Raw genomic sequence first — 15599 nt, forward strand, 5'->3', positions numbered from 1 at the left:
CGGTGACCGCCGCTCGTGGCCGCCGGACGCGTCGCAGAAACCGTGGGGACGCCGCAGAGACGCCGCAGAAAGGAGTCGCCGTCATGACCGCCGCCACTCAGGAGCGCATGCCGGCGCTCTACCTCAGCCACGGTGCCCCGCCCCTCGCCGACGACCCCGTCTGGCCCGGCGAGCTGGCCGCCTGGTCCGCGGGCCTGCCCCGCCCCAAGGCGATCCTCGTCGTCTCCGCCCACTGGGAGGAGGCCCCGCTCGCCCTCGGCGCCACCGAGACCGTGCCCCTCGTCCACGACTTCTGGGGCTTCCCCGAGCACTACTACCGGGTCACCTACCCCGCCCCCGGCGCCCCCGAGCTCGCCGAGTCCGTGCGCAAGCTGCTGCGCGCCCCCGGCACCCCCGTCCAGGACGTCCCCGACCGGGGCCTGGACCACGGCGCCTACGTCCCGCTCGTCGAGATGTACCCGGAGGCCGACATCCCCGTCCTCCAGGTGTCCATGCCGACCCTCGACCCCGTGAAGCTGATGGACATCGGGCGCCGGCTCGCACCGCTGCGCGACGAGGGCGTGCTGATCGTCGGCTCCGGGTTCTTCACCCACAACCTCGCCGCGCTGCGCCAGGGCGGCATCCCCGCCTGGTCGGCCGAGTTCGACGCGTGGGGCAGGGAGGCGCTCCAGGCGCGGGACGTGGACGCGCTGCTGGACTTCCTCCGCAAGTCCCCCGCCGGCCGGCTCGCCCACCCGCGCACCGAGCACTTCGCCCCGCTCTTCGTCGCCATGGGCGCCGCCGACGCGGCCGGCGAGCTCGGGGAACAGAAGTCCGTGATCGACGGGTTCTGGATGGGGCTGGCCAAGCGGTCGGTGCAGTTCGGCTGAGGCGGGACCCCGGCACGTTCTGTGGCCCCGGTGGCCGGGACCCCGGCACGTTCTGTGGCCCCGGCGGCCGGGACCTCGGGGTCACAGCTCCTTCTCGTACCAGGCCACGTCCCACCAGCGGCCGAACTTGTGGCCCACTTCCCGGTACGTGCCGACGTGCCGGAAGCCGAAGCGTTCGTGCAGACGCGTCGAGGCGGCGTTCGGCTGGGCGATGCCCGCGTAGGCACGGTGCAGGCCCTCACCGGCCAGGGCGTCGAACAGCGCCTGGTAGAGCAGGGTGCCGATACCGCGCCGGCCGGCGTCCGGGGCGACGTACACGGTCGTCTCCACGGAGGTCGCGTACGCGGGTTTGGGCCGGAAGGGGCTGGACGTGGCGTACCCCAGGACACGGCCCGTGCCGGCGGCCGTGGCAACCATCAGACGGTGGGAACCGTCTACAGGGTGGGAGAGCAGCCAGGGGCGTCGCTCCGCCGGAGTGAACGGAGTGATGTCGAACGTGGCGGCCGTCTCACGTACGTAGTGGTTGTAGAGGTCGGTGAGGGCCCCGAGGTCCGCCTCGGTCCCCGGCCTGACCTGCACCTCCGCCTGATCGGACGGCATCACACCTCCCCGCGTGGCCGGACAGGGTACTGCATGATCAGAAAAATCGGTGGGCGTGTTGGGAATTCTGTCCTGATTCCAGTCGTTGTTTCCTACGGATGCGGGCACCCGAGCAGAGTCCGGAAGAGACCCTGAGGACCATGCCCAGCGTCCGCAGGACCGCCCGCTGACCTCACCATCGCAAGGGAGCACGCATGGCAACCCGTGCCGTCGCCCGTCGTCAGTCCGCCTCCGGCGAGACGGTCGACTCGGCAAGCAGTGTTCGCGCCCATGGCGGCGAGATCGCCGACCGCGACCTGGTCGGCATGTACCTCGACGAAATCGCGCGCACGCCGCTGCTCGACGCCGCCAAGGAGGTCGAGCTGTCACAGATCATCGAAGCGGGTGTGTTCGCACGACAGATCCTCGACGGCCTCGAGGAGAACACGGTGGGAGCGACCCCCGAGGAGCTCCAGGCCCTGGTCGACGAGAGCGAGCGGGCCAAGGACATCTTCATCCGCTCCAACCTCCGCCTGGTCGTCGCCGTCGCCCGCCGCTACCCGCGCAGCGGCCTGCCGCTGCTCGACCTGATCCAGGAGGGCAACGCCGGCCTGGTCCGCGCGGTCGAGAAGTTCGACTACCGCAAGGGCTTCAAGTTCTCGACGTACGCCACCTGGTGGATCCGGCAGGCCATCACCCGGTCCATAGCCGACCAGTCGCGCACCATCCGCCTGCCCGTCCACCTGGTGGAGGAGCTGGGCCGGATCCGGCGCGTGCAGCGCGAGTTCAACCGTGAGCACGGCCGCGACGCCGAGCCCGCGGAGATCGCCGCCGAGCTCGGCTCCACGCCGGAGCGCGTCACCGACGTGCTCGACTGGGCGCGCGACCCGGTCTCGCTGAACATGTCGGTGGACGACGAGGGCGAGACCCAGTTCGGCGACCTCCTGGAGGACACCTCCGCGGTGTCGCCGGAGCAGTCGGTGATGACGCTGCTGCGCAGCGAGGAGCTGGACGACCTGATCGGCCGCCTCGACCAGCGCACGGCCTCCATCATCAAGATGCGCTACGGCATCGAGGACGGCCGGGAGCGCACGCTGACCGAGGTCGGCAAGGAGCACGGCCTGACGCGCGAGCGCATCCGCCAGATCGAGAAGCACGCGCTGCTGGAGCTGAAGAAGCTGGCCCGCAGCACCGGGTTCGACGCGGCGGCGTGACGGGCGCTCCCGTCCGCCGGCGCGGCGGCCGGTCCCCGCGTGCGTCCGCCACCCGTCCCGCGTGACGGCCGGGCCCCGCGCAGCCGCGTGAGGAGCGCGTGCCGCGTGCGCCGGGTGGCGGAAGACCGCGCAAACATGGCCGTAGCCCGCCGCTTCAACCCGCTGGGGTCAGGGAACAAGACTTCCGAACCCGGTATGCGACAAGCCCCCGGGGCCATGAGCCCCGCGGGCCGACCCACACGCCACGTCCCGACGCACCACCCCCCCGGCGCCGGGACTTCCCAGGCCGGGTCCGGCGCCTGTCCCCCCGGGCGCCGGGCCTGGCTTCTCCTGTGCCGGGCTCCGGATTCCCGGGCCCGCGCACGGCTCCTCACGCCGCGCACACGGTTCTCGTGCCGCGTACGGTCTTTCATGCCGGGTTCGGCTTCTCATGCCGGGTCCGGCTTCTCAAGCCGCCTACGGCTTCTCAAGCCGGGTCCGGCACGGGCCGCACTCATAGCGGGTCACCCCGGACCTGAACCCCGGGGTGGCCCGCCAGATGGCAGATTGTGCCACATGGGCATAGCCTGCCGAAGGTGAGCAGCACCACCCCGACGCCGCCCCCGCCGTTTCCCGAAGACCCGGCGGCCGACGGCTCGTTGACCGAACGGCGCAAGGCGCAGACCCGCCTCCACATCGCCCGTACCGCCGCCGCCCTCTTCGTCCGGCAGGGACTGCGTGCCACCCGCGCCGAGGACATCGCCCACGCGGCCGGCGTCGCCCCGCGCACCTTCTACCGGTATTTCGCCACCAAGGAAGAGGCCATCGGCCCCCTCTACGCGATCGGCGCCCGGCGCTGGGTGGACGCGGTCCGCACCGCCCCCGCCGGGACACCGCTGCCACGCGTGCTCGAGGAGGCCGCGCGCCACACCCTCACACCCGGCCTCGGGGTCACCGAGGAGTCCTGGAACTGGGTGCGCGCCCTCATCCGGCTCGCGGCGGACAACCCCGCGCTGAGCAGGATCTGGGCGGACGCCTGCCGCACCTCGGAACGTGACCTGGCGGAGGCGCTGGCCCACCGGCTGACCGAGGGCCGGCCTCCGCGTCCGGACGCCGACGTCGCCGCCCGCACCCGCCTGTGCTTCGCCGCGGCCGTTGCGTGCGCGGCCGTACGCACGGCCATGGAGAGCTGGGCGGCGGGCGACGGCCCGGCGGAGGGCCCGAAGGGCCCGGCCGCACTGGCCGCGGCCAACCTGACGGCGCTGCGGGACTTCCCCTGGGACGCGGTGATGCCGACGCGGGACGGTTCCAGGAACCGGCGTCCGTCCTAGTCGGCGGCGCCCGCTGCCCCGGTCAGCCGGGCGCCCAGTTCCCGTGCCGCCTCGGCCAGTTCCGGCGGCTCCTGAACGGTGAAGGCGTGGCCCAGCAGGGCCAGGCGTACCGCCATCCAGTCCTTGGGCTCGCTCACCGTCGTCCGCAGCCGGCAGCGGCTGTCGTCCAGCGGCTCGGGCGCGCCCATCCAGTGCGGGAGCCGGGCCGCGACCGTCGCGGCGGGCGCGGCGAACGTGACGACGAGCTCGTACGACTCGTGCGCGCGGTTCATGGACCGGCGCAGGTACTCCGCGGCGCTGCCCGTCGGCGGTTCGCGCGGTGCGAAGCGGGCGCCGGTGGCGAAGGTGTCGCTGATCCGGTCGACGCGGAACGTCCGCCAGTCCGCGCGGTCGACGTCATAGGCGACGAGGTACCAGCGGCGGCCGGTGGACACCAGCCGGTGGGGTTCCGTCAGGCGCCGGGACTCGGTGCCGTCGGCCGCCCGGTAGGAGAACCGCAGCCGTTCGTGCCCGGCCACCGTGGACGCCATCACGGTCAGCGTCCCCGGGGCGATGGTCGCACCGTCCCCGCTGGTCAGCGGCGTCGTCGCGGCCTGGAGCGTGCTGACACGGTGGCGCAGCCTGCCGGGCAGCACCTGCTCCAGTTTCGCCAGGGCCCGCACCGACGCCTCGTCCACGCCCTCCAGCGCGTGCCCGGCGCCGGCCCGCAGGCCGACCGCGATGGCCACCGCCTCCTCGTCGTCCAGCACCAGCGGCGGCATCGCCTTCCCGGCGACCAGTCGGTAGCCGCCGTCCGATCCCATCGTCGCCCGCACGGGATAGCCGAGGTCCCGCAGCCGCTCGATGTCCCGCCGGACCGTGCGCCGGGAGACCCCGAGGCGGTCGGCCAGCTCGCCGCCGGGCCACTCGCGGGGCGTCTGGAGGAGGGAGAGGAGCTGGAGCAGCCGGGCCGGGGTGTCCGTCGTCATGGACCGAGCATGCCGCACCACTAGGACCGGATCTGACCTACTGCGGTCCTAACTTCACGGACATGCATTCCACCGACCCTGCTCCCGCGCAGACGCCGCAGCCCGCCACGAACGACCGCCGGCGCTGGTTCGCGCTGGCCATCGTGATGACCGCGGCCTTCATGGACCTCGTCGACGTCACCATCGTCAACATCGCCGTCCCGTCGATCCAGCGCGACGAGGGCGCCACCTTCAGCCAGATCCAGTGGATCACCGCCGGCTACGCGCTCGCCTTCGCCGCCGGGCTGATCACCGGCGGACGGCTCGGCGACATCCACGGCCGCAAGCGGATCTTCCTCGTCGGCATCAGCGGCTTCACCGCCGCCTCCGCCCTGTGCGGCCTCGCCGTCAACCCCGAGATGCTGGTCGCCTCCCGCATCCTCCAGGGCGCCACGGCCGCGCTGATGGTGCCGCAGGTGCTCTCGATCGTGCACGCCACCTTCCCGGCGCACGAACGCGGCAAGGTGTTCGGCCTGTTCGGCGCCGTCGTCGGCCTGGGCGCCGTGTCCGGACCGCTGCTCGGCGCGCTGCTGACCCAGTGGAACCTGTTCGGCCTGGAGTGGCGGCCCATCTTCCTGATCAACCTGCCCGTGGGCATCGCCGCCCTCGTCCTCGGCAGCCGCTTCATCACCGAGTCCAAGGCGCCGCGCGCCCGCACCCTCGACCTGCCCGGCGCCGCCCTCGTCACGCTCGCCCTGCTCATGCTGCTCTACCCGCTCACCCGCGGCCGTGAACTGGGCTGGCCGGTGTGGGGGTACGTGTCGATGGCCGGCGCGCTCGTGGTGTTCGCGGCCCTGGTGGCGTACGAGCGGGCCAGGGGCGCCCGGGACGGGTCCCCGCTGATCGAACTGTCGCTGTTCCGGGTGAAGAGCTTCGCGGCGGGCATCGCCGTGCAGACGGTGTTCGGCGTCGGCCTCGGCGTGTTCTTCCTGGTCTGGACGCTGTACATGCAGGTCGGGCTGGGCTGGAGCGCGCTGCGCGCCGGACTGACCGGCGTGCCGTTCTCCGTCGCGGTGTCGGTGGCGGCCGCGGTGTCCGTCCAGCGGCTGGTCCCGCGCTTCGGACGCAAGGTGCTCCAGGCGGGCGCCCTGGTGATGACGGCCGGCGTGCTGATCTACCTGGCGGAGGCCGAACGCTACGGACTCGGCATCACCTCCTGGCAGATGGCGCTCCCACTGGTCGTCATGGGCGCCGGCATGGGCCTGATCGTGGCCCCGCTGACGGACGCGGTGCTGTCCGAAGTGCCGCGCGAGCACGCCGGATCGGCGTCGGGGCTCATCAACACCGTGCAGCAGATGGGCCACGCGCTCGGCCTCGGCCTGGTGTCCGTGGTGTTCTTCGGCGTGATCGACGAACGGCTCACGCCCGCCGAGGTGGGCCCGGCCTTCGTCGACGGCTTCACTCACGCACTGGGCTGGGTGGCGGCGGTGCTCGGCGCGATCTACCTGCTGATGTTCGCCCTGCCGAAGCGTCCGGCGCAGCACGTCGAGGGCGGCGGGGGCGTCGAGGAGGCGCCCGTGACGGGGGAGAAGGAGCGGGAGCTGGTGCCCTGACGGGCCCTCTCCGGTCTCCCGCCGTGCAGCCGTGCAGCCATGCAGCCGCACAGGCAAACGGGCCTGGTGAGGCCGCCCGCGCACCTCACGGCCTTCGTGATCGTCGTCCTCAAGGACCTGCGTCGTACGGCGGATCCGGCCGGCCCGGCGGCGGACACGGACGCCGCCCCGGCACCGGACCGGAGCAGGGAAGCGGTCGCCGTGCAGACTTTGTGACGATGCGTCCGTTTGGGGGTGTGTGGGCTGTTCATGCCTAGTGCGATATAGATCACGATCGTCACGGTCCGGGGTACAAAGCCCCGGACCGTGGTGTGTACTGGGCCGCATGGCTGAGCAAGAGACCCTCTCGCGGACGACGGGTGCCACCGTCCTCACCTTGGTGGTTGTGGCCTGCGCGGCAGGTCTGGCCGACGCCCTGCGGCGCCGCGTACGCGTCCGCAGGCGCACACGCAATCACCCCGGGGCGGAGCCCACCGCGATGCACACCCACCACGGCGCCCCCGTCATCCCCCGCCAGCGGGTCACCGGCCCGAGCGCCGAGACCGTACGCCTCACCGAGGCCGAACGCGATGCGTTCGCCGTCCTCGTACGGCGCCTCTCCGAAGGGGACTAGATGTTGCGGGCAACGACGTCGTTGACGGCGGAGCTGCGCCTGGGGCCTGTCCGGTCAGGCCAGTGATTCAGTGCTGTCTGATCGACTGTGTCTCACTGGCCCGGCTGCTTTGATGGGTCAGGACTCGCAACGCGTCCGAAGAGGTCGAGTCCTTCGGGGTGTAGATCTCGACTCGGTGGTCGGGGCTGTCGGGCTGGAGCCACACCTGGTAGTCCACGTCCACGGCACCGACGGTGGGGTGCTGCAGGTGCATGGCCCCGACGGTGCAATCGGAGACGTCACCGGTGGCCCACATCGTGGCGAAGTCGTCGCTGCGCATGGTGAGTTCACCGATCAGCCCTGCCAGGCGGGCATCGGTGGGGTACCGGCCCGCGGTGAGTCGCAGGTAGGCGACGTGGATGCGGGCGAGCTCGTGCCAGTTGCGGTACATGTCGCGGGTGAGGGGATCGAGGAAGAACATCCGTGGGATCGAAGGACGCTGTGCCGGGTCCTGTGGCGCTTCGTAGGAGATGTGCTCGGCGACGAGTGCGTGTCCGGTGCGGTTCCACGCGAGCACATCTCCACGCCTGCCGAGAACAATCGCGGGTGTGACCTCACCGAGTGATTCCAGGAGCGTGAGGACTCGCGGGTGAGGCTCCTCGCGAGGCGGTTCGCACAGGCCGGGCTTCACGGATTGTCGAGCGAGATTGTGCAGGTGGACGGTCTCTACCCGGTCGAGCCGGAGCACACGAGCGAGCGCGTCGAGAACCTGCTCGGAAGCGGTCTCAGCCTGGCCTTGTTCCAAGCGCGTGTAGTACCCCACACTCACTCCGGCGAGCTGAGCGAGCTCTTCACGCCGCAGGCCGGGGACTCGGCGAGAGGTGCCGTAGGTGCGTAGGCCGATCTCAGCCGGAGTGACCCGGTCACGGCGACTCTTCAGGAACGTTCCGAGGCTCTCCATGAGCCCGAGCCTAGGATGCCGGCCAGGCCGGTGGGTGTACCTGTCGGGTGTACCCACGGCACGGGGATGGTGGGCGACCGCGTTGCGTCGGACCGTCGACGGCATGACTCAACAGCGTGTGCACAACTCACCTGGCCTGCGGGCGTGGCTCGGGCTCGCGGTGATCCTCGGACCGGTCCTCCTCGTCTCCATGGACGGATCGATCCTGTTCCTGGCGATGCCGCGGATGAACCAAGCCCTCTCACCGACCGCCGACCAGGCGTTGTGGATCCTGGACGTCTACGGCTTCGCCGTCGGCTCCTTGCTGATCGCCTTCGGCAGCATCGGCGACCGCTACGGCCGGCTGAAGCTGCTGATGATCGGCGCGGCCGTGTTCGGAGCCGGGTCCGCCGGGGCGGCGTTCGCACCGAGCCCGGAGCTTCTCATCGCCTTCCGAGCGCTCATGGGGGTGGCCGGCGCGACCCTCCTGCCCTCGGCCCTGGCCGTGCTGAGCGAGCTGTTCCCCGACTCCCGGCGCCGGGCGCAGGCCATCGGCATCTTCGCCGCCGCGTTCGCAGCCGGGTTCGCCGTCGGCCCGATCGTCGGCGGCACCCTCCTGGAGCGGTTCTGGTGGGGCTCCGTCTTCCTCATCAACCTCCCCGTCATCGTCGTGTTCCTGCTGTTCGCGCCTGTCCTTCTCCGCGAGGTCCGCGCGGCTCGGCCAGGTCGCATCGACTCGCTCAGTGTCGCGACCTCCGCCGGAGGTCTCCTGCTCACGATCTACGGTCTCAAGGACATGGCCGCAGACGGAGTGTCGGTCCTGCCAGCCGTGACGGCGCTCCTCGGCGTCGTACTGCTGACGTGGTTCACTCTCCGCCAGCGGCACCTTGAGCACCCGCTGATCGACTTCTCCCTGTTCCGTGACCGCGTCTTCACGATCGCGATCATCACCGGTCTGCTGCCGCTGGCAGCGTGGTCGGCGGCGGCGTACCTGGCAGGCGTCTACCTCCAGTCCGTCCTGAGCCTGAGCGTCCTGCACGCGGCACTCCTGGCGCTCCCCGGTGCGGCCGTCCTCACGGTCTCCTGCATCGTCACGCCGGCTGTCGTCGATCGCATCGGCAAGAGGGCCGCGCTCGTCATCTGCCACTTCTCCATCGCGGCCGGTCTGGTGCTGTTGCTCCCCACCACGGCAACAGGCGGGATCGGTTGGTACATCGCTTCGACGGCGATCGCCGGCGTGGGTTACGGCATCTCCTTCAGCGTCGTCGCCGACACCGCGGTCGGGGCAGTTCCTACGGAACGAGCGGGATCGGCGGGCGCGATCGCCGAGACCAGCAACGAGATCGGCAATGCCCTCGGTATCGCGATCCTCGGGTCACTCGCCGCGCTGATCTTCCGGCTCCAGGGGCCAGATCTCGCCCCCACCCTCGACGAGACCCTCCAGTTGCCCGGCCTCGCGCCCGCAGCGGTCCAGGAGGCGAAGGGGGCTTTCGTCACCGGTCTGCACGCCGCTGCCGTGATGGCCGGCGTCCTGCACGCCGCGCTCGGGGCCGTTGCCCTGCGCTGGCTCCCCAAGCCGGTGCCCGGCGGGCCCACGACGGACCGAGTGGAGAGCAAGGCTTGATGGCTCACGCCAACGCACCCCTGTCGGCCGAAGGCCGACGGCGATCGGTGGAGCGCTGCCAGAGCCGCCCGATCGCCCATGCCGCCGCCGGGACGGGAATCTCACGAGCGTGTGCATCCAAGTGGGTCAACCGGTGGCGCCGCTACGGCGACATTGGCCCACACGACCGGCCTCGACCTCGCATACCAGCCCGAACGCGACCCCGACCGAGGTGATCACCAAGATCGAGACATGGCGCAGGGGAGAGAAACGGTCCGTGCAGCGGATCACTCACGAACTCGCTGAGACAGGGCTCACGATCAACCGGCGGACCGTCACACGACACCTGGCTCGGCTCGGGCCGGCCCGCAGGCGGTTCTTCGACCCGACCGGGGACAACAACCGCAAGGCGGATAAGACCACCGCCCGCCGGCCTGGTCACATGGCGCACCTGGACGTGAAGAAGGCCGGCCGGATCCCCGAGGGCGGCGGCTGGCGCGTCCACGGCCGCGACAGCAACCAGGCCAAGGCGGTCGACCGGGCAAAGACCGCCGGCGCCAAACGTGGCTACGTCTACCTCCCTTCCATGGTCGACGGATTCTCCCGGCTCGCCTGCGCCGAGCCACTGGCCGACGAGAAGGGTTCCACCGCAGCGACGTTCCTGGCCCGGGCAAAGGCCTGGTTCGCCGCCCATGGAATCAACCACATCCACCGAGCTGTGACCGACAACGGCGCCCGCTACCGCTCGGGCGATTTCGCGCGGATCGTCGGCAAACAGAGCAGGCACCAGAAGACCAAGCCGGTCACCCCACGTCATAACGGGAAAGTGGAGCGCTATCAACGGATCCTGGCCGAGGAACTCCTCTCCGCACGCGAGTTCACGTCCGAAGCCGCACGGGCAAGCGCGACAGCGGTCTGGAACATCCACGACAACTACCACCGGCCGCACGGCGCTGCAGGCGGCCAGCCACCCGCAGCGAGCCTTCGGAGTGGCGTCACCAACGTCCTGCCCTCATACAACTGGACCGTCCCCGCGCCCCGCGCCCCGCGTCAGCGGCCCTGCGCGGCCCGGCGCTCCATCGCCCGCCGCGCGGCGTCCTCACTGGTGTACACCTCGCACATGTGCCGCCCGTCCGGCGTCACCGTGTGCTCGACCTCCCACAAGGACACCTCCTCACCGTCACCCAGCAGGAACGCGTGCTCGTAGAGCGAGAAACACAGCGCTGCACGGCCCGACCGGGGCGGGCGGCCGAACGCCTGGGTGATGCGGTGCGCGCACGCCGTCGCCAGCAGCGCCGCCATGTCGGCGTCCGGACGGTCGGCGTTCTCCGCCCGGCGCAGTAAGCGGCGGGCGTGGTCCGGGGAGTCGTCCGGGACGTACGCGTGCCGCACCGCGGGCAGCGGGAACGAGGGCGTCGTCACCGGCAGTTCGAAGTCCGGGGTCTCCGGCGGCAACGGCAGCCGCGCCGTCGCCGTGCGCAGCTCCTCCTCGTCCACGTACACCTCGTGCTGCGGCTCGCTGCCCGGAGCGGTGTTGTGCACCAGCTCCCACAGCGTCAGCGCCGAACCGTCCGCCAGCAGCCAGGTGTGCCGGTACGTCTCCCGGTGCAGACCCGCGCTGTGGTGCGCCGAATGCAGGGAACTGTCGTGCGCCAGCGCACGGTCCAGTCGGCGGATCGTCTCGTCCGGCAGCTCGAAGGAGTTCAGGGTGCGGCCCAGGAGGCGCGCGAGATGCTCCTCCGGTGAGTCGGACGAGTCAGGTGGTTCGCACGCTGCCGTCTCGTACGGAACGCTCAAGGTTTCTCCCGGCGTTGCTGCATGTCACCTTGTGGGTGCATACCGTAGCCCCTCGGTCGGACGTCGTGTCAGGGAACCGAGAAAACGTCTGCCCGAACGACGAGCGAAACGCGCGAGAAGTTCCCGAAGAAGCCTGCCCTGGCGTGAATTGTTCCTGGTCAAACGGTACTTCTGGGGTGCGTGGGAGAGGGCGCGCGACCCGTTGTGCGCCGGTCCGCGCGCGCCGGGGGGCCCGCCCCCCTCCCCTCCCCGCCTCCCCCTCATCCTCCGCCGTACAACTCCCCGTACGACGGCCACGCCCCGCCCGGACCGTCCACCGGACCGGCGGCGCGTACCGCGCGGACGATCGCCCGGGTCACCAGGTCCGCGCCCGCCGCGAGAACCTCGTTCAGCGCGAGCGGATCCTTCACGTCCAGCGGGTGCGTGCCGGTGGCCAGGGCGAAGACGGTGTCGCCGTCGTTCAGCAGATGCACCGGGCGGACGGCGCGCGCGATGCCGTCGTGCGCGGTGCCGGCCACCTTCTGCGCCTGCGCGCGGGTCAGCTCGGCGTCGGTGGCGACCACCGCCAGCGTCGTGTTCATCGGCGGCGGGGCGTTGCGCTCGGCCGCATCCGCCAGCCGTCGCCGCGCGGCCCGGTGCACCTCCGGGTCCGGCAGACGCGGCCGCCCTCCGAAGTACTCCCCGTACAGCACCCCCGTCTCCAAGTCCACCGCCGACCCCACCGCGTTGGCCACCACCAGCGCGGCCACCGTCACCCCCGACGACAGAACCGTGCTCGCCGTGCCGACCCCGCCCTTGAGCTGGCCCACCACGGCGCCCGTCCCGGCGCCCACACAGCCCTGCGGCACCGGCGCCCCGAGATCGCCGGCCGCTGCGGCCTCGACCGCCTCGCGGCCCAGGGCGGCGTCCGGCCGCGCCCGGAAATCCCCGCCGCGGCCCAGGTCGAAGACGCAGGCGGCCGGCACCACCGGCACCACGTGCGTGGGCTCAGGACCGACCCGCACCCCGCGCCCCCGCTCCTCCAGCCAGGCCATCACCCCGGACGCCGCGTCCAGGCCGTAGGCGCTGCCGCCGGTCAGCGCGACCGCCTCCACCCGCTGCACCAGGTTGCGCGGGTCGAGCGCGTCCGTCTCCTTCGTGCCGGGACCACCGCCGCGCACGTCCACCGCGGCGACCGCACCGCCCTCCGGGGCGAGCACCACAGTGGCGCCGGTGAGCCATCCGTCGCCGGTCCGTGTCGCGTGCCCCACGCGCACGCCGGGCACATCCGTCAGAGCGTCAGCCTTCATGAGGCAGTCATGCCCCCGTGGCCCCGGCCGTACCCTGGAGGCATGAGTACCGCCCCCGAGCCCCGGCCGCGCGAGCCGAAGCCCGCGCTGGTCTTCGACGACCCGCTGGACCAGCAGTCCTCCGACGACACGGACCGCGGATGGGGCGAGCGTCCGTCCGGCGACAGCGTCGGCGATCTGAAGCGCTTCCTCGACGAGAAGCCGCCCCACCACATCTGACCGGGCAGCGGTCCCGCCCGGCCGGGATCGCCCTGCGGGGCAGGGCGAAGCCGAACCGTGCGCCCCCGGGGCGTCCTACCGGCCGTCGCCGGTCCGCTCGCCCCCGCCGTCGGCCCGCAGGCTCTTGCCCTCGCCCTGCGCACGCTGGGCCACCAGGGCGTCGCGGATGTCCTTGAGGACCTCCAGCTCGGTGACCTCGACGACCTCGCGGGCGCCTTCCTTCGCCTTCCGGCGGGCCTCCACACGGGCCAGGTACTTCGCCATGGGCAGCACCATCAGGAAGTAGACGACGGCCGCGGTGATCAGGAACTGCAGCGTCGCGCCGAGGACCGAGCCCCACAGGATCCGCACCCCGGTCGCCGCGTCCCCGGTGCCCTCGCAGGGGCCCTTCAGGCAGGACGCGTAACTGTCGAGGTTCTGGGTGCCGAACGCACCCACCAGCGGGTTGATGATCCCTTTCACGACCGAGTTGACGATGTTGGTGAAGGCCGCACCGATGACGACCGCCACCGCCAGATCGACCACGTTCCCGCGCATCAGGAAGGCCTTGAAGCCCTGCCAGAGGCTGGTCTTCTCCTGGTCGCTCACAACGGGGCCTCTTTTCTTGCGCGTAGGGTGCGGAGGAAAGCGCTCCGCAACTTACGTCACGACCGAGGCGAGTTGTCCAATCGTGCCGAAGGGCGGGACGGTACCGCCGGCCGGGGACGGCGTCCGTCGCCGCGCGCGTCACCACAGCGTCACCGCCAGCCGTGCCGTGGCGCTCGCGCCGGCCAGCTCGGCCGCCGTGCCGCGCGGCACCGACAGGACGACCAGCGCGCCCCCGTCGCCGTCCGACGGCTCCGGCACCTCCGTGACCCGTGCCCCGCGCGCGACCACCCGCGCCTCACCGCCCGACGCCGTCTCCTCGGCGGCGATCACGTCCACCCGGTCGCCGGGCCGCAGCAGCCGGACGGTGGCTGCGTCGGCGATCCGCACCGGCGCGGTGACCGTCGCACCCGCGCGCCGCTGCCGTACGGGACGGTCGTCGCCGCCGGACGGCACCGGTGTCCCCGTGGCCCTGGCCGGCTCGGGGTGCCCACGCGACCGGTCGGTGTCCCTCGGGCCCGCCGCCACGAGCGCCGCCGCGGTCACCGCGAGCCCGACCGCCACGGCACGTCTGCGGTGCCGCGCCAGCCGGCCCGCGAGCGGCAGTGCACCGCGCACCCGCACCGGGGCGAAGTGCGGCACCTCGCACGGCGACGGCACATCGGCACCGTGCGGACGCGGAACGGCGGGGGAGGGGAAGGGGAACGGAGGACGACGGGACGCGGACGAAGTCGACGACATGGACGACAGCGACGACGCGGGCGACACCGACGACGCGGACGACAGCGACACAGGACCACCACCTGGGACGAGGGACCGAACCGGCTTGCGCACCCCACGATGAAGCCCCCGGCGGAATCCCGCCGGGGGCTGTGGACGCGTCCCCGCCTGTGGAAAACCCCGCCACCCGAACGGGCACCTCCGCCCACCGGCCTCCTGCGCCCGTCGGCGTCCTCCGCCCGTCGGCGTCCTGCGCCCGTCGGCGTCCTGCGTCCGCCCGTTCACACCGCGACGGTGACCCACCCCGCCAAAACGGCGGCCCACCCCGCCAAAACGGCGGCCCCTACGGCGGCCCACCCCCTACGGCAGCTCGACCCCCGGATCCATCCCACCCAGCGCCGACGCGCACAGGCAGTTCCGTTCCTCCGTCGCCGGCAGTGCCGCCACCGTGTCGAACAGCACTCCCCGCAGCCGGTCCACGTTGGCCGCGAACACCCGCAGCACCTCGTCGTGGGAGACGCCCTCGCCCGTCTCGGCGCCGGCGTCGAGGTCGGTGACCAGAGTCAGCGAGGTGTAGCAGAGCTCCAGCTCACGGGCGAGCGCCGCCTCGGGGTGTCCGGTCATGCCCACCACCGACCAGCCCTGCGCCTGGTGCCACAGCGACTCGGCGCGGGTGGAGAAGCGAGGGCCCTCGACGACGACCAGGGTGCCGCCGTCGACCGCCTCCCAGTCCCGGCCGCGGGCCGCCTTCAGCGCGGACGCCCGTCCGGTGGGGCAGTAGGGGTCGGCCAGGGACACGTGGACGACGTTCGGCACGCTGCCGTCGGGCAGCGGCAGCCCGTCGAAGTAGGTGGTGGCGCGGGACTTGGTGCGGTCCACGAACTGGTCCGGCACCAGGAGCGTGCCCGGGCCGTACTCGGGGCGCAGGCCGCCCACCGCGCACGGGCCGAGGACCTGGCGCACGCCGACCGACCGCAGCGCCCACAGGTTGGCGCGGTAGTTGATGCGGTGCGGGGGCAGGTGGTGGCCGCGTCCGTGCCGGGGGAGGAAGGCGACCCGCCGGCCGGCCACCTCGCCGAGGAAGAGGGAGTCGCTGGGCGCCCCGTAGGGGGTGTCGACCTGGACCTCGGTCACGTCGTCGAGGAAGGAGTAGAAGCCGGATCCGCCGATCACGCCGATCTCGGCGTTCGCCATGTTCGCCATGGCCCGACCCTAACGGCACCGGAAACACCCAGGGCCCGGTCGGCCGCCTCCCCGGACGCCGCGAGCCCTGCCATCCGCCCCGGAAACGCCGCGAGCCCTGTCACCCGCCCCCCCGGAAA

Annotated in this window: 15 protein-coding genes and 1 pseudogene; 8 read left to right on the forward strand and 8 right to left on the reverse strand. The window is 72.1% G+C overall.

The window, feature by feature from the left end:
- Positions 1–107: 107 nt before the first annotated feature.
- Complete coding sequence (locus C1708_RS18875) at positions 108–869, forward strand: dioxygenase family protein (RefSeq protein ID WP_106416364.1); 762 nt, start codon at positions 108–110, stop codon at positions 867–869.
- Between the two features lie 81 nt (positions 870–950).
- On the opposite strand, the gene C1708_RS18880 is transcribed toward C1708_RS18875, so the two are convergent.
- Entirely contained in the window at positions 951–1469 is a 519-nt protein-coding gene (locus C1708_RS18880) for a GNAT family N-acetyltransferase (protein ID WP_106413782.1), read from the reverse strand.
- Positions 1470–1663: 194 nt separating this feature from the next.
- Here C1708_RS18880 and C1708_RS18885 point away from each other — a divergent pair, with 194 nt between their 5' ends.
- Complete coding sequence (locus C1708_RS18885; RefSeq protein WP_106413783.1) at positions 1664–2662, forward strand: sigma-70 family RNA polymerase sigma factor; 999 nt, start codon at positions 1664–1666, stop codon at positions 2660–2662.
- A gap of 575 nt (positions 2663–3237) precedes the next feature.
- Complete coding sequence (locus C1708_RS18890) at positions 3238–3972, forward strand: TetR/AcrR family transcriptional regulator (protein ID WP_106413784.1); 735 nt, start codon at positions 3238–3240, stop codon at positions 3970–3972.
- On the opposite strand, the gene C1708_RS18895 is transcribed toward C1708_RS18890, so the two are convergent.
- Positions 3969–4940, reverse strand: a complete 972-nt coding sequence (locus C1708_RS18895) for a helix-turn-helix transcriptional regulator (protein ID WP_106413785.1) — start codon at positions 4938–4940, stop codon at positions 3969–3971. The two genes, C1708_RS18890 and C1708_RS18895, sit on opposite strands and share 4 nt — an antisense overlap.
- 62 nt (positions 4941–5002) lie before the next feature.
- On the opposite strand from C1708_RS18895, the gene C1708_RS18900 reads away from it, so the two are divergent.
- Both C1708_RS18900 and C1708_RS18905 read left to right on the forward strand, forming a co-directional pair.
- Entirely contained in the window at positions 5003–6532 is a 1530-nt protein-coding gene (locus C1708_RS18900; protein WP_106413786.1) for an MFS transporter, read from the forward strand.
- Positions 6533–6857: 325 nt separating this feature from the next.
- Positions 6858–7145: a hypothetical protein gene (locus C1708_RS18905; RefSeq protein ID WP_106413787.1), complete on the forward strand. Its 288-nt coding sequence runs from the start codon at positions 6858–6860 to the stop codon at positions 7143–7145.
- Positions 7146–7212: 67 nt separating this feature from the next.
- On the opposite strand, the gene C1708_RS18910 is transcribed toward C1708_RS18905, so the two are convergent.
- On the reverse strand, positions 7213–8085 hold the full coding sequence (locus C1708_RS18910; RefSeq protein WP_106416365.1) for a helix-turn-helix transcriptional regulator: 873 nt from the start codon (positions 8083–8085) through the stop codon (positions 7213–7215).
- A 103-nt stretch (positions 8086–8188) separates the two neighbouring features.
- On the opposite strand from C1708_RS18910, the gene C1708_RS18915 reads away from it, so the two are divergent.
- Both C1708_RS18915 and C1708_RS18920 read left to right on the forward strand, forming a co-directional pair.
- On the forward strand, positions 8189–9688 hold the full coding sequence (locus tag C1708_RS18915) for an MFS transporter (RefSeq protein ID WP_106413788.1): 1500 nt from the start codon (positions 8189–8191) through the stop codon (positions 9686–9688).
- Positions 9688–10688: pseudogene (locus C1708_RS18920) on the forward strand (integrase core domain-containing protein); the annotation flags it as partial. The gene C1708_RS18915 and the pseudogene C1708_RS18920, both read left to right, overlap by 1 nt.
- 29 nt (positions 10689–10717) lie before the next feature.
- On the opposite strand, the gene C1708_RS18925 reads toward C1708_RS18920, so the two are convergent.
- Both C1708_RS18925 and C1708_RS18930 read right to left on the reverse strand, forming a co-directional pair.
- Positions 10718–11464 carry a DUF6227 family protein gene (locus C1708_RS18925; protein ID WP_106413789.1) on the reverse strand — a complete coding sequence of 249 codons (747 nt, stop codon included), beginning with the start codon at positions 11462–11464 and terminating at the stop codon, positions 10718–10720.
- A gap of 260 nt (positions 11465–11724) precedes the next feature.
- Positions 11725–12753, reverse strand: a complete 1029-nt coding sequence (locus C1708_RS18930; RefSeq protein ID WP_106413790.1) for a P1 family peptidase — start codon at positions 12751–12753, stop codon at positions 11725–11727.
- A 42-nt stretch (positions 12754–12795) separates the two neighbouring features.
- Between C1708_RS18930 and C1708_RS18935 the strand changes: the two genes are divergently transcribed.
- Positions 12796–12972: a hypothetical protein gene (locus C1708_RS18935; protein WP_106413791.1), complete on the forward strand. Its 177-nt coding sequence runs from the start codon at positions 12796–12798 to the stop codon at positions 12970–12972.
- A 75-nt stretch (positions 12973–13047) separates the two neighbouring features.
- Here the strand turns inward: C1708_RS18935 and mscL are convergent, their stop codons facing one another.
- The 3 genes from mscL to C1708_RS18950 all read right to left on the reverse strand — a co-directional run bounded on the left by mscL (position 13048) and on the right by C1708_RS18950 (position 15480).
- Entirely contained in the window at positions 13048–13560 is a 513-nt protein-coding gene (mscL, locus tag C1708_RS18940) for a large conductance mechanosensitive channel protein MscL (protein WP_106413792.1), read from the reverse strand.
- Positions 13561–13698: 138 nt separating this feature from the next.
- Positions 13699–14298: a CpaB family protein gene (locus C1708_RS18945; protein ID WP_106416366.1), complete on the reverse strand. Its 600-nt coding sequence runs from the start codon at positions 14296–14298 to the stop codon at positions 13699–13701.
- 339 nt (positions 14299–14637) lie between these two features.
- Positions 14638–15480 (reverse strand): S-methyl-5'-thioadenosine phosphorylase, encoded by an 843-nt coding sequence (locus C1708_RS18950; protein WP_198602536.1) that lies wholly within the window; start codon positions 15478–15480, stop codon positions 14638–14640.
- Positions 15481–15599: the final 119 nt, after the last annotated feature.

This window comes from Streptomyces sp. DH-12 (genome assembly GCF_002899455.1).
Taxonomy (GTDB): Bacteria; Actinomycetota; Actinomycetes; order Streptomycetales; family Streptomycetaceae; genus Streptomyces.

Coding starts and splice junctions, on each gene's coding strand:
- C1708_RS18875 (WP_106416364.1), top strand. CDS start 108: ATGCCGGCGCTCTACCTCAGCCACGGTGCCCCGCCCCTCGCCGACGAC.
- C1708_RS18880 (WP_106413782.1), bottom strand. CDS start 1,469: ATGCCGTCCGATCAGGCGGAGGTGCAGGTCAGGCCGGGGACCGAGGCG.
- C1708_RS18885 (WP_106413783.1), top strand. CDS start 1,664: ATGGCAACCCGTGCCGTCGCCCGTCGTCAGTCCGCCTCCGGCGAGACG.
- C1708_RS18895 (WP_106413785.1), bottom strand. CDS start 4,940: ATGACGACGGACACCCCGGCCCGGCTGCTCCAGCTCCTCTCCCTCCTC.
- C1708_RS18900 (WP_106413786.1), top strand. CDS start 5,003: ATGCATTCCACCGACCCTGCTCCCGCGCAGACGCCGCAGCCCGCCACG.
- C1708_RS18905 (WP_106413787.1), top strand. CDS start 6,858: ATGGCTGAGCAAGAGACCCTCTCGCGGACGACGGGTGCCACCGTCCTC.
- C1708_RS18910 (WP_106416365.1), bottom strand. CDS start 8,085: ATGGAGAGCCTCGGAACGTTCCTGAAGAGTCGCCGTGACCGGGTCACT.
- C1708_RS18915 (WP_106413788.1), top strand. CDS start 8,189: ATGACTCAACAGCGTGTGCACAACTCACCTGGCCTGCGGGCGTGGCTC.
- C1708_RS18930 (WP_106413790.1), bottom strand. CDS start 12,753: ATGAAGGCTGACGCTCTGACGGATGTGCCCGGCGTGCGCGTGGGGCAC.
- C1708_RS18935 (WP_106413791.1), top strand. CDS start 12,796: ATGAGTACCGCCCCCGAGCCCCGGCCGCGCGAGCCGAAGCCCGCGCTG.
- C1708_RS18945 (WP_106416366.1), bottom strand. CDS start 14,298: ATGTCGTCGACTTCGTCCGCGTCCCGTCGTCCTCCGTTCCCCTTCCCC.
- C1708_RS18950 (WP_198602536.1), bottom strand. CDS start 15,480: ATGGCGAACATGGCGAACGCCGAGATCGGCGTGATCGGCGGATCCGGC.